This is a genomic window from Kitasatospora sp. NPDC042419 (genome assembly GCF_056437345.1).
In genome coordinates this window covers 163,058-176,635 of sequence record NZ_JBWKAW010000014.1, presented here as the reverse complement: position 1 = coordinate 176,635, position 13,578 = coordinate 163,058, and the positions used below count along the sequence as shown (strand labels likewise).

At 76.1% G+C, this 13,578-nt stretch carries 6 protein-coding genes and 3 tRNA genes; 3 read left to right on the top strand and 6 right to left on the bottom strand.

All coding sequences use genetic code 11. The features are described from left to right. Window positions 1–95: 95 nt before the first annotated feature. Window positions 96–3,701 carry an Ig-like domain-containing protein gene (locus AC067J_RS25220; protein WP_478302744.1) on the bottom strand — a complete coding sequence of 1,202 codons (3,606 nt, stop codon included), beginning with the start codon at window positions 3,699–3,701 and terminating at the stop codon, window positions 96–98. A gap of 323 nt (window positions 3,702–4,024) precedes the next feature. Here AC067J_RS25220 and AC067J_RS25215 point away from each other — a divergent pair, with 323 nt between their 5' ends. Next, on the top strand, window positions 4,025–4,441 hold the full coding sequence (locus tag AC067J_RS25215) for a globin domain-containing protein (protein WP_478302742.1): 417 nt from the start codon (window positions 4,025–4,027) through the stop codon (window positions 4,439–4,441). An 11-nt stretch (window positions 4,442–4,452) separates the two neighbouring features. After that, complete coding sequence (locus AC067J_RS25210; protein ID WP_478302740.1) at window positions 4,453–5,655, top strand: globin domain-containing protein; 1,203 nt, start codon at window positions 4,453–4,455, stop codon at window positions 5,653–5,655. Between the two features lie 72 nt (window positions 5,656–5,727). Here the strand turns inward: AC067J_RS25210 and AC067J_RS25205 are convergent. From AC067J_RS25205 to AC067J_RS25195, 3 genes are all read right to left on the bottom strand, one after another. Further along, window positions 5,728–5,803, bottom strand: a tRNA-Arg gene (locus tag AC067J_RS25205). 31 nt (window positions 5,804–5,834) lie between these two features. After that, window positions 5,835–5,910, bottom strand: a tRNA-Arg gene (locus tag AC067J_RS25200). A 282-nt stretch (window positions 5,911–6,192) separates the two neighbouring features. Beyond that, window positions 6,193–6,283, bottom strand: a tRNA-Ser gene (locus AC067J_RS25195). 179 nt (window positions 6,284–6,462) lie between these two features. Here AC067J_RS25195 and AC067J_RS25190 point away from each other — a divergent pair. Next, window positions 6,463–10,251, top strand: coding sequence for a response regulator (locus AC067J_RS25190; protein ID WP_478302738.1), 3,789 nt, complete (start codon window positions 6,463–6,465; stop codon window positions 10,249–10,251). A 153-nt stretch (window positions 10,252–10,404) separates the two neighbouring features. Here AC067J_RS25190 and AC067J_RS25185 read toward each other — a convergent pair whose 3' ends face one another. Together AC067J_RS25185 and AC067J_RS25180 are read right to left on the bottom strand one after the other, a co-directional pair. After that, window positions 10,405–12,066: a long-chain fatty acid--CoA ligase gene (locus AC067J_RS25185; protein ID WP_478302737.1), complete on the bottom strand. Its 1,662-nt coding sequence runs from the start codon at window positions 12,064–12,066 to the stop codon at window positions 10,405–10,407. A gap of 544 nt (window positions 12,067–12,610) precedes the next feature. After that, window positions 12,611–13,489, bottom strand: coding sequence for a DUF1906 domain-containing protein (locus AC067J_RS25180; protein WP_478302736.1), 879 nt, complete (start codon window positions 13,487–13,489; stop codon window positions 12,611–12,613). Between the last annotated feature and the right edge of the window lie 89 nt (window positions 13,490–13,578).

The following is a 13,578-nucleotide window of genomic DNA, read 5'->3' as shown; positions in this document are numbered from 1 at the left end:
AATGCGACATTTGAGCTACTGCGTGTCGACATTTACTGACGAATCATCTGAAGCCGGACCTGACGCGCAGGCACATGAGCGGATGGTGGGAGCGGTTAGCGCCGTCGGGCACCCGGGCCACGGGTGAGCACCCGGCGGGTGATCAGCCCGGCGCCGGTGAGCACCAGCAGGACTCCGGCGAGCGCGCCGCGCCAGCCGTCCGACCGGTTCCGGTCGGACGCCGTGGGTGACGACGTGCCCGCCCCGGCGGGTGGCTGCTGCTGTTCCGGCGCGGGCGGCGCGGCCAGTGCCCGGCCGCCATCGGCCGAGGTGTCCTCCTCCGCGGACACCTGCCCGGCGGGCCGTGCCGCCTCAGCCCCGGCCGCCGGAGCGGACGCGGTGACCGGAGCGGACGCGGTGACCGTGGGCACCGGGGTGACGGCCGGGGTCGTGATCGGGGGCGAGGACGGGGACGGGACCGGGGACAGGACCTGCGACAAGGACGGGGACGGGGACGGGGGTGAGGACGGGGGTGAGGACGGCACCCGCGACGGGGACGGCGACGGGACCGGGGACGGGGACGGGGCGGACGAGTGGGACCGACTCGGGGACGGACCTGCGGCCGGGCTCGCCTTCGCCGTTCCGGCCGCCGCGGACGCAGCAGGCGCCGAGGTCGCCGCCGTCACCGCAGTCGGCGAGGTCGCCACAGACGGCGAGGTCGGCGCAGTCGGCGAGGGAGACGCCGTCACGGGGTGCGCCGAGGGCGCTGCCACCGGCCGGACGGCCGGACCGGTGACCGGCGGGACGAAGATCGGCAACAGGCCCGGTGGGACGGGGTCGAGGACGGGCTCCGGCGCAGGCGCGGACGAGGTTCCGGAGGGAGTGACCGGGGTCGGGACGACCGGGACGGACGGGGACGGGGCAGGAGCCGAGGGCGTACCGGCCGGCCCCGACGGAGCGGGTGCCGAAGGTGCGGGAGCACCCGGAGACGGGGCCGCCGGCACCGACGAGGGAGCGGCGGAAGCAGAGGTGACGGCCGAAGGCCGGGGCGCGCTCGGCGCACCGGATGCGGGCGACCCGACGCCCGGCACGACCGGCGACGGTGTCCCGGACGACGGCGTGGAAGCCGGTGCGGCGGGGACCGACGGCGCGGCCGCCGTGGGCGTCACCGGGGCCGGTGCGGACACCGCCCCCGTCGGCACCGCGGCTGACGGTGCGACGCCCGCGGCCGACGGCGTCGCCGGAGCAGCGGCCGACGCGGTCGCGGACGCCGGGGCCGCCGCCTCCGCAGTCGGCGCGGGAGCCTGCGTGGGCACCGCCGTCGGCCCGGCGGTCGTGCTCGGCACAGCGCTCGGCACAGCGGTCGCCGTCGGTGCCGTGGTCGTCGTCGGCACAGCCGTGGGCACCACGGTCGCGCTCGGCTCAGCGCTCGGCACAGCGGTCGGCACAGCCGTCGGAGCGGCCGTCGCCGTCGGCACGGCCGTTGGCGCCGGGACCGTCGGCGGCTGGACGCCCGCCGCCTCCACCCGGACCGCCACCGCGTCGCCCGCCGTCCCGTTCCCCGCCTGGTCGGTGGCCGTGACGACCAGCCACTGGTCCCCGTCCGGCAGGTCGCGGTTGGCCGTGCAGGTCCAGCTGCCGTCGATGGCGGCCGTCGCCCCGCAGGCCACGATCCGCTCGGTGGAGGCCTCGCTGCCGGAACGCGCGGTGACGATCACCCGGGCCCCGGGCTCGGCCTTCCCGGCGAGCCGGGGCCGGGCGGCCCGGACGGTCTCCCCGGCGGCCGGCTCGGTGAGCACCGGACGGTCCGGGGACACGGTGTCGACGACCAGCGTGACCGGACGCCCGGCGGTCCGGTTCCCCGCGAAGTCGGCGGCGGCCGGGGTGAGCCGGTGCCGCCCGTCGGCGAGGTTCTCCACCGGCAGGCAGGACCAGCCGCCGTCGGAGCCGACGGCCGTGCTGCACAGTTCGGCCGCGTCCCCGGCGGGCGCGTCGGCGGGCGCGTCGGCCGGCCGGTCGGTGACCGTCACGGTGCTGCCCGGCTCGCCGGTGCCGGTCAGCTGGAGCCCCGGGTCGTTGGTGAACTCGGGGAGGGTGAGGGCGGGCGCGGCGGGCGGCGCGGTCTTCACGGTGATCCGGACCGGTTCGCCGCGCAGCACCAGGCCGCCGACGGTGGTCTCCACCGGGGTGAGGCTGTGTGCGCCGCCGGAGAGCGCGGCGTCCGGGCGGCAGGACCAGCCGCCGCCCCGGACGACCTTGCTCCGGCAGATCGCCGTGTCGCCCTCGCGGATCTCCACCGTGGCGCCGGCCACCGCGCCCTCCCCGGAGATCCAGGGGCGGGTGTCGGCGGTCGCCGTGCCGTCGACCGGTTCGGCGATCTCCGGCCGGGAGGCCCCGACGGTCAGCCGGATCCGCTGGTCGGAGACCTGCCCGGAGTCGGCGAATCCGCCCGCCGGGACCAGCTGGGCGGCGTCCCGGCCGATCCGCAGCCGGGCCCAGGTCTCGCCGGACGCGGCGCCGCCGGGGACGGTCCACTCCAGGGCGGCGCTGCGCTCCCCGGCGGTGACCTCGGTCTGCACCCGCTCGGCCGGGTCGAACCGCCCGTTGCGGTCGAAGTCGACCCAGCCCGCCAGGGTGGCGGACCCGTCCCCGACCGCGACCGGGACGACGAGCCGGTAGTAGCGGCCGATCGCCGCCTCCGTCGGGTAGCTGACGGCCGGGTCGGCGCCCTGGTACTCGCCGCGCCCGGGCTGGAGCTGGGGCGGCGGAGGGCTGGACCAGACGCTCCGGCCGTCCTCGCCGTGGTCGGTGCGGACCAGCGGCTCGCCCGCCTGGTCCGCCGGTGCCTCCGACGGTGCCTCCGCGCGGCCGGCGTCGGGTCGTTGGAACAGCCCGGCGGGCCGTCGGCCGGCAGCCCGGGCCGCCTGGGTGGCGTCACCGCCCAGGTAGAGGTCGGAGAGCAGGTGGGAGGCGTTGCCGTAGCGCTGCGGAGCGGTGCCGACGCCCTCGTCCAGGGTGACGGTGGACGCCAGGGTGAGCGGGGCGGGGGCGGTGGTGGAGCCGGCCCGCGCCGTGGAGCGCTGTTCGACCCGGAAGACCGCCGAGGTGAAGGTGCCCGCGAGTTCCACGCTGCCCTCGGCGGCGGACCCGGCCGCACCGTCCGCCGCGCCGTCCGCGCCGGCGGGGGCGAGCACGTTGCCGTCGACCGTCCAGCCGGGCCAGTCGGTGCGGTTGACCAGGGTGGGCCCACTCGGTGAGCCGCCGGTGAGGGTCAGCCGGGCCGCGGTGCTGGTGGCACCGGATTTCCCGGTGGCGATTCCGGCCAGTCCGCTGAGGTGCAGCCGGGGATTCCGGACGGCCCGGGAGAATGCCAGCCGGAGCGTTCCGACGGTTCGCCAGGAACCGTCCGTCTGCGGACGGTTCTCGGAGATCCGGAAGGCCTGCGCGGGATCTCCGGGCCGGAGTCCGTCGGTGTAGAGCGCGGCGGCGCGGCCGCCCCCGGCGCGGTCCGCCAATTCCCCGGGTTCGGCGGTGACGGCCACGCCGGGGGAGGCGGAGAAATCGAGTTGGACGGAGAGCCCGGAGGGCAGCACCGCGCGGTGCTCCCCCGACCAGGCGCCGGGGGACTGCTGGGCGGCCGAGGGCGGCGGGTTCCAGCCGATCAGCAGCCCGGCCGCGAGGACCACGGCGGTGCCGGCCGCGGCCGGGAACTGTCGGCTCATCCGGCTCTCCTTCGGTATCGGCTGCCGGCATCGCCGGGATCGCCGGGCAGTCTGGACACAAGACTGGACACAAGATCTGACAAAACGGAATCACGATCCTGGGCCGGTCATACTGCGACACCTGCACTATTGGCCGTATGACACCCGATTGGCGGCCCTCCGACCGGCAGGACGGGATGTACCCGAAAGGGCTGTATTTCATCCATTAGGCGGCGTATCGCGGGGAATGCCGACGAATCCGACCCGATGCCACTGCCCGGTACCTGACCATTCATCGGACAACTCTGTTCGAATTACCGGCACGCTCAGTAGAGTCGGGGCCCGTGACCATCAACCCCGTTCTCATCAAGAGCAGTTTCGCGGTCGTCGAACCGCACGGCGCCGTCGTCGCCGAGTACTTCTACCAGCACCTGTTCGAGCACGCTCCCGGCGTCCGCGGGCTCTTCGCCGAGCACATCGACGAGCAGCGGGACCGGCTCTGGGCGGCGCTCGGCGTGGTGGTCTCCCACCTGGAGGAGACCGACACCCTGCTCGGCGTCCTCCGCGACCTCGGCGCCCGGCACGCCCGCTACGGGGCGCTCGTCGAGCACTTCCCGGCCGTCGGCGCCAGCCTGCTCGCCACCCTGGCGCACTTCGCCGGCGAGGCGTGGACCGAGGAGACCGAGGGGTCCTGGACCGCGGTCTACGGCGTGATCACCGACACCATGGGCCAGGCGCTCACCACCGCGCAGAACGCCTAGGGTGCGCCGCGGTGCCCTTCGACCCCGCGGTCATCCGCGCCAGCTTCGCCGTCGTCGAGCGCCGCGCCGACCACATGGCCAAGTACTTCTACGCCCACCTGTTCGCCCACAACCCGGGCGTACGGGCGTTCTTCCCCCGGGAGATGACCGAGCAACGGGACCGGCTCTTCGCCGCGCTCACCCAGATCGTCCTCCGGCTGGAGGACCCCGAGCAGCTCACCGGGTACCTGCGGGCGCTCGGGCGCGACCACCGCAAGTTCCAGGCCGCGCCCGAGCACTACCCCGCCGTCGGGGCCAGCCTGATCGCCGCCCTGCGGCACTTCTCCGGGCACTCCTGGACGCCCGGGATCGAGAAGGCCTGGACCGAGGCCTACACCGTGATCGCCCAGACGATGACCGGGGCCGCCGCCGAGACCGAACCCGAGGCCCCCGCCTGGTGGGAGGCCGAGGTGGCCACCCGCCGCCGGGCCGCCGCCGACATCGTCGTCCTCACCCTGCTGCCGATGCGCCCGTACCCCTTCGTCCCCGGCCAGTACCTCACGCTCAGCAGCCCCCGGGTGCCGAAGGTCTGGCGCCCGTACTCGATCGCCAACGCGCCGCGCTCCGACGGCACCCTGGACGTGCACGTCCGCCGGGTGCCCGGCGGGCTGCTCAGCACCGCCCTGGTCGACGACGCCGTGCCCGGCGAGCTGCTGCGGCTCGGGCCCCCGCTCGGCGACGCCGTGCTCGACCCGCACTCGCGCCGCCCCCTGCTCGCGGTGGCCGGCGGAACCGGCTGGGGGCAGACCCGGGCCCTGCTGGAACAGCTCGCCGCCGGCCCGGCCGACCGCGACGTCACCGTACTGCTGGCCACCCGTTCGAAGACCGAGCAGTACGACCTGCCGGCGGTGGAGCGGCTGCTCGCCCGGTACGGCCGGCTGCGGGTGCTGCTGGCCGCGCCGGCGCGCGGGGAGGGGCCCGAGGGCGCCGTCGCCCTGGTCCGTGACGCGCTCGTCCGGCACGGCCACTGGGCGGGCTGGGACGTCCACCTCAGCGGACCGCCGGGCCTCGCCCCCGAGCTGGCCGCGCTGCTCACCGACCTGGGCGCCGAGCCGGACCTGATCCGGCACGACCCGGCACCGGTGACCTTCAACCGGGCCAGGCCGCTGACCTCCTCGGACTGGTTCCTGGACCGGCGGGACGTCCCGTGGATCAACCGGACCGAGCTGGGGTGACCACCGCTCCGCCCCGCCCCGGGCGGGCCGGGAACGCGAGGAGCCCCCGGCCGGTGGCCGGGGGCTCCTCGATGGTGCGCTCAGCAGGATTCGAACCTGCAACCTCTTGATCCGTAGTCAAGTGCTCTATCCGTTGAGCTATGAGCGCAAGTACCGGGCGGACCCGGTCTTGCGGGGTTTGGTGCGCTCAGCAGGATTCGAACCTGCAACCTCTTGATCCGTAGTCAAGTGCTCTATCCGTTGAGCTATGAGCGCTCGCCCTGGTGAACGTGCCACCGGGGCGGTGCGGGGACAACATTACATGACCTGTGACGCGGGGCGAAATCGATTGATCCGGGCGCCGGACAGCGGCCGTCCGGCCGCACCGCCACCGCTCCCGTGCGACGCCCCGGGGCGCCCGGGAGCCCCACCTGCAGCCCCACCACCGGCCCCACCAGGAGCCGGCCGGGAGCCGAGCCGGAACCCCGGCGCACCGAAAACCGGGCCGGGAGATGCGAAGAGCCCCGCCGACGCAATCGTCGACGGGGCTCCCGGCTGCGGAGGCTGAGGGATTTGAACCCTCGATCAGGAATAACCCCGAAACCGCATTAGCAGTGCGGCGCCATAGACCGGACTAGGCGAAGCCTCCTCCACATGGACCAAGCCCGCGTGCGCGGACTCGTTCCCTGTGCCTGTGATGATGCCACAACCCGGGGGCCCGGCACCAACCGCCGACAACGTTACTAGGCGGGTCGTCCCCGCCGCAAAGAAGAATGAGATACTGCCTTCTCCGGAGAGAGCTGCCCTGAGCCGAGGAGACCTGTCGACGTGAGCAGCAGGCCGATCCGAGGCGCTGCTCGCCTCGCCGCCATACTCGACGCCCTGCCTGACGCATTGCTGCTGGTGAACAGCAACGGGACGGTCGTCGACGCCAACAACGCGGCCGTCCACGCGCTCCAGACGCCCGGCACCTCGTTGGTGGGGATGGGCGTGCTGGACCTCCTGCCCGAATTCGACCCGAGCCGGATCCCCGGCTCCATGCGGCCCGCCGCCCGCGAGGACGACGCCCTCGACCGGCCGGTGCGGATGACCGCACGGCGCACCGACGGCAGCACCTTCCCGGTCGAGGTCTCGGGCAACGACTTCGACGACGACGGCACCGGCACCGGCGACGGCCGGGGCTACGCGCTCGCGCCCTACGACCCGTACCGCGAGGGCTCCCGCTCCTCCGACCTGCTCCTGCTGCTGGTCCGCGACCTCTCCAGCCGGCTCGGCGTCGAAGCGGAACTGCGCCGCCAGCACAAGCAGACCGAGATGATCCTGCGGGCCGCCGCCGAGGGCGTGCTCGGCGTCGACCTCGAAGGCCGCTGCGTCCTGGTCAACCCGGCCGCCGCGCACATCCTGGAGTACCGGGCCAGCGAGCTGGGCGGGCGCGAGCTGCACCCGCTGATCCAGCACTCCCGGGCCGACGGCACCCCGCTGGCGCTGGAGGAGTCCGCGCTGCTGGACACCCTGACCTCCGGTCGCAAGCACCGGGTGCGCGGCACCGTGCTCTGGCGCAAGGACGGCCGGCCGGTCACCGTCGACCTGACCACCGCCCCCGTCCGGGACGGCGACCAGCTGGTCGGCGCGGTGATGACCTTCACCGACCGCAGCCGCGAGCTGGCCCTGGTCGCCCGCAACGAACACCTCACCGCCGTCCTGGAGAGCGAGCTGGGCGGTGCGCTGACCGCGCTGCACCGGCGGATCGACGCGCTCGCCGCCGACCCGGCGGGCCAGCTCTGGCCGGAGGCGAACTGGACCCTGCGGCGGCTGGCCGACGAGTGCCGCCGGTTCGGCAAGCTGATCGACGGCGTGCTCGCCCACCAGCGCTCCGAGGCCGGCGAGTGGGCCGTCGGCTCCGGCGCCACGGGCGGCGGCCCCCTGGGCTCCGGCGGCCCGGGATCCGCCCCCGCCGACGGCAAGGCGGAGGGCAAGGCGGCGAAGAAGGCCGCCGACCGGGTACCGGTCGCCATGGACAAGGTGGTCCGCCGGGCGGTCGAGCACGCGGGCGAGCTGGTCGGCGCCGGCCGGGTGCGGTTCTCCGTGCACGCCGCCGCCGTCGAGGTGATCGCCGACGAGCAGCGCCTCGCCCAGGCACTGGCGCACCTGGTCGCCGACGTCAGCGGCGTCGGGCTCTCGCTGGACGCCGAGCCCGGCCTCCCCTCTCCCGGCCTGGCCTCCCCCGGGCTGAACCCGGCCGGCGGGACCGCCCTGCCCCCGGGCGGCGGAGAAGCACCGATGGTGGTGCTCGCGGCCGCCCAGCGCGGCGAGGTCGCCCGGGTCGAGATCCGCGGCCCCGGCCGCGGCGGAAGCCCCGTCCACCTGCCGATAGCCCGCGCGGTGGTCGAGCGCCACGGCGGCGTGCTGCAGCCCCACGAGCTGCCGGGACGCACCGGCACCACGTACGTCGTCGAGCTGCCGCTCGACCCCGCCGCGGCGAAGGCGGCCGCCGAGCGCGCGGGCGCCGAGGGCCGGTCCGACCGGCCGAAGGAGAGCGACAGCGCCGTCCTGCCGGACCTGCCCGGCATCCCGCAGCTGCCCACCGCGCGTGGCGAGGAGACCGCCGCCGAGCCCGCGGCCGGAACCGGAGCCGGAGCACCCGGCGCCGAGCCGGCGGCCGGGTCCGAGGGCGCCGGGATCGCCCTGCCCGCCGGACCGGCCGGGCCGGAGCGGGGCGCCGCCGACGGCGCCCCGGCCGAGGAGCCGCCCGCCGAACGGCGCGGACGCCGCGGACGCCCCGCGGTCGAGGAGGCCCCGGCGGACCGGACCGCGGACCGGCCGTCCCCCGGACACGCTCCGGGGCAGCCCGACCGGCCCGCCGACCGGGCCACGGGCCAGGACGGCGCACCCGGAGAGGCCCCGGCCGCTCCCGCCCCCGCCACCCCCGTCCCGTCCGCCGCCGTCCCGGCCGACCAGTGGCCGAACGCCCCGGCGCGGATCGAGCGGGCCGTTCCCGAGCAGTGGAACGGCACCGGCAACGACCCCGCGTACGGGCGGCAGGGCCTCGGCGGCCCGGCCGGCCCCGAGAGCGACCCGTGGGGCAAGGACGACGGCCGCTCCGGCACGGCGTACGCGGTGCCGGTCGGCGCCGGACGCTCCGACGAGCACACCGAGCGGCACCCCGAACGGCGCGGTGGCGGCGACGCCGCCCCCCGCGGCCCGTTCGCCCTGGGCCCGGGCACCGGCTCGACCGGTGCCGACGGTCCGACCGACGGCGACGTCCGGACCGGCACCGACGGCGCGGCCGGTGCGCCCGCCGCGGCCGGCGGCCAGGAGGGCGACGCGGGCCAGGAGTCCAAGCCGTCCCGGCGGCGCCGGGCGCTGCCGGGCTCCGACGACTCCTCCGGCGGGTTCGCCCTGCCCGGCGTCACCGACACCCCCGTCTACCCGGGCCTGGAGCACGCCCTGCCCGTCGGCCCCGCGCCCGCCCAGCCCGAACCGGCCGCCGCGCCCACCGGCCGGCGCCGCCGCCTCGCCGTCCCGCCCGGCCCCGGCGCCGAGACGGCCGGGCCGACGGACGGCGCCCCGGCGGCCCCGTCCGCGCTGCCCGCCCTGCCCTCGGCGGCCCCGGCCCTGCCGGCCCCCGGTGAGCAGCGGGAGGACGGCCCCCGGCCGGTCGGCACCGGGCTCGGCGAGCTGGCCCCGCCGCGCCCGCTCGGCGCGCCGGGTGTCCCCGCCCCCGGGGCCACCCCGATCGCCCCCGTCGCCATCGCCCCCGAGGCGCCGCAGCCCGCCGCCGAGGGCCGGCCCGCCCCGCGCCCGATGGCCGAGCTGCCCGCCGCACCGAGCGCCCACGACGAGGCCGGCGGGCACGCACCGGTGCCCGCCCCGGCCGCCGACGGCGGACCGCGCCGCCTGCTGGTCTGGCCCGAGCCCGACCCCGCCACCCGGCAGGCGCTCCAGGAGCGCGGCTACCACCCGGTGATCGTCCGCTCCCGGGAGGAGGTGGACGCACAGGTCGCCGGATTCCCCGCCGCGCTCTTCGTCGACCCGCTGACCGGCCCGATCACCCGCACCGCGCTGCAGTCGCTGCGCACGGCGGCGCTCAACAGCCGCGTCCCGGTGCTGGTCACCGCCGGTCTCGGCCAGGCCACCCGGGACGCCGCGTACGGCGCCGACCCGGCCGTCCTGCTGCGCGCCCTCGCCCCGCGCGACGGCGAGAACCACGCCCCGCGCGTCCTGCTGGTCGAGGGCGACCCGGACATCGCCGCCGCCATGATCGGCAGCCTGGAGCGGCGCGGCATGCACGTCGAGCACGCGGTGGACGAGAACGACGCCGTCGCCCGGGCCAGCAGCGTGCAGCCCAACCTGGTGGTGATGGACCTCTTCCAGATCCGCCGCCGCCGGGTCGGCCTGCTCGACTGGCTGCGCACCAACGACCGGCTGCACCGGACCCCGCTGGTCGTCTACACCTCGGTCGACCTCGACCCGCGCGAACTGCCGCGGCTGCGGACCGGTGAGACGGTGCTCTTCCTCGCCGAGCGCTCGACCGGCGCCGACGTCCAGTCCCGGATCGTCGACCTGCTCGGGCGGATCGGCGCCATGGGCGAGGCGGGCGTCGCCGCGGCCGGCTGACGGGCTGCCGCCGGGCCGCTCTCGTGGCGGCCCGGCTGCTCGCGGGCGCCCGGCTGCTCGCGGGCGCCAGGCTGCTCGTGGCCGGCCTCCGGGAACGGCGAGGGCCGGCCACCCCCGGGAACGGGGTGGCCGGCCCTCGCCGCCTGCCGCCGCCTACTCCTTGCCGAGCAGGGTGACGTCCAGGCGCTCCGCCGCGTAGTCGGCGCGGATCACCTTCTTGTCGAACTTGCCGACCGAGGTCTTCGGCACCGCCTCGACGATCGCCCAGCGCTCCGGCAGCTGCCAGGAGGCGATCCGCCCCGCCAGGAACGCCCGCAGCTCCGCGAGGCCGGCCGTGGCACCCGGCCGGAGGACGACGGTGGCGAGCGGCCGCTCGCCCCACTTCTCGTCCGGAACGGCCACCACGGCCGCCTCCGCGACATCGGGGTGGGCCATCAGGTGGTTCTCCAGGTCCACCGAGGAGATCCACTCGCCGCCGGACTTGATCACGTCCTTGGCCCGGTCGGTGAGGGTCAGGTAGCCGTCGGCGGTGATGGTGCCGACGTCACCGGTGCGCAGCCAGCCGTCCTCGGAGAACTTGTCGTCCGGGCGCTCCGGGTCGTTGCCCGCGCCCCCGAAGTACGCCCCCGCGATCCACGGCCCGCGCACCTCCAGCTCGCCCGCAGCGGCGCCGTCGTGCGGCATCCGCTCGCCGCCCGGGCCGATCAGCCGGGCCTCGACGGAGGCCGGGAAGACGCCCTGGGTGACCCGGTACGGCCACTCCTCCTCGGGAGTGAGACCGCCCGGCGGCTGGGCGAAGGAACCGAGCGGCGAGGTCTCGGTCATGCCCCAGGCGTGCACGACCCGGATGCCGTGGCGCTCCTCGTAGCCCTGCATCAGCGACGGCGGGCAGGCCGAGCCGCCGATGACCACCATGCGCAGGCTGGAGGTGTCGTAGTCGCCGGCGTCCAGTTCGTCGAGGAGGCCGCTCCAGATGGTCGGCACCGCGGCGCTGACGGTGGGTCGGACCGCGGCGATCATCTCGGCCATCGGCTTGGGCTGGAGGAAACGATCCGGCATCAGCAGGCTCGCACCGGACATGAAGGCGGCGTGCGGGATGCCCCACGCGTTGACGTGGAACATCGGGACGACCGGCAGCGCGATGTCGCGCGGGGTGAAGGCGAAGTTGTCGCCGGTGTTCACCTGGAGACAGTGCAGGTAGACCGAGCGGTGGCTGTAGAGCACGCCCTTCGGGTCGCCGGTGGTCCCGGAGGTGTAGCAGAGCACGGCGGCCTGGCGCTCGTCGATGTCGGTGAGCCAGGGGTAGGAGGTCGGCCGGTCGGCGATCAGCTCCTCGTAGTCGTGCACGGTGCCCGCGAAGCCGTCCAGCACGGACCGGTCGCCGGGGCCGCTGACCACGATGTGCCTGAGCGTCGGGGCGAGCTCCGGGAGGACCGCGGCCAGCAGCGGCAGGACGGTGCCGTTGACGACGATGACGCGGTCGGCGGCGTGGTTGACGATGAACGACAGCTGGTTCGCCGGCAGCCGCAGGTTGAGCGTGTGCAGCACCGCGCCCATCGCCGGCACCGCCAGGTACGCCTCCAGGTGCTCGGCGTTGTTCCACATCAGCGTCGCGACCCGGTCGTCCGCCGTCACGCCGAGCTCGTCGCGCAGCGCCCAGGCCAGCTGCGCGGCCCGCGCCCCCACCTCGGCGTACGTCCGGACCACCGGCCCGGTCCCGTCCCAGGTGGTGACGGTCGAACGCCCGTGGATGGTCGACCCGTGCTCCAGGATCCTGGCGACGGTGAGCGGTACGTCCTGCATCGTGCTGAACACGGGTCCTCCTCGACCTGGGCGGCACTGCGGCTGCTGCTGCCCCTGACTCCCGTCCCCGGCCGCCGGGCGGCTACTGGGCGGTAATGCGGGCAACCGAGCCCGATTGTGCCCCGCCACCTGCCCGATGTCAGCATCCAGGCCCCGTTGCCCCCGTCACGACTTCGTCCCGTTCCCCCCGGGCCCGGCCGCGAGTGTTTGGAGGGTCGGCGGTGGGGTGCGGGGCGGGCGGGATACTGGGGGCATGGGTGACGGACGTGGCGAACGGCGGGTGGGGCGTGGGCCGGCGGGATTCAGGCTGCCGTGCCCGTGCTGCTCGGGCGGGGTGCGGACGCAGGCGCGGGCGGGGGTCCGGGGGGACCGGACCGGGACGGGGTACATCCCGGAGACCTGCCGCTACTGCGAGGGCAGCGGCTGGCTGGCGCTGGAGTTGAGGGAGTAGCCGGAGCAGCGGGAGCCGGAGCCGGGCGCGCGGTGTGCCCGGCTCGCCCGGTCCGTCGGGTGCTCCCCGGCCGACGGGTGCGCCCGGGCCGCCGCGCCCCGGCCGTCAGCCGGCCAGCGGCGCGTCGACCTGGTTGCGGTCCACGGTGAGCGTCGCACCGCCGTAGGTCTCCTCGACGTTGCCGCGGTACTGGTGGACGCGCTGGTGGTCGACCCAGAGGTCGGGGCTGAGCGGCCCGCCGCCGACGGTGTCGGCGTGGTCGTCCCAGCGCGCGTACCAGAGGGTGTCGGGCAGCGGCGAGCTGCCGGCCCGGGCGGCCGCCGCGAGGTCGGCGATGCCGGAGTCGAGGCTGGAGTAGAAGCCGGACCGGTAGCCGGCCGTGTGCAGGCCCTGGGTCCAGCCGAGGGTGAAGTCGACGACGGCCTGACCGCAGGCGGGGTCGCTCATCGGGTAGGCCTCGATGTCCAGGAAGACCGGGCTGCCCGCGCCGAGGCCGACCGCCTGCAGCCCGCCGACCGCCTCGGCCGCCTCCTCGCGGCCCTGCTGGACGGCGCGGGCCGGGTCGATCCGCTTCGGCTTGCGCTTCAGGTCGCTGCACGGCGCCTGCAGGCCGACGTGGACGGGCAGGAACCGCCAGCCCATCTCGCGGGCCTGCCGGACCCAGTCGGCGGTGAGCCGCGGCTGGGTGCAGCCGCGCTGGCCGCCGCTGGTGTAGATGCCGAGCGCGCCGTACGGCGAGGCGCCCCGCCAGGCGCGCAGGGTCTCCAGCGGCGGCGCGGTGCAGGCGTCGAAGGCGGCGCCGGTGTAGAGGTCGCGGGTGCGGAGGGCGGGCGGCCCGAGGCGGTCGGGGAGGAGGGTGGGGCGGATGCGGGGGACGGCGGCGGCCGCCGGGGCGGCCTCGTCGGCGCTCGCGCCCGGCCCGCCGGCGGCCAGCAGGAGGACGAGGGAGGCGGCGGCGAGGGCCGCGGGGCGGAGATAGCGCACGCCGCCTTGATACTGACGGACCGTCGGGCCTTCCCGGCTGCCGCGCCGCATGCGCCCCGGAAGCTCACCCTTTCGGACGCACCCGTCCG

Coding starts and splice junctions, on each gene's coding strand:
- AC067J_RS25220 (WP_478302744.1), bottom strand. CDS start 3,701: ATGAGCCGACAGTTCCCGGCCGCGGCCGGCACCGCCGTGGTCCTCGCG.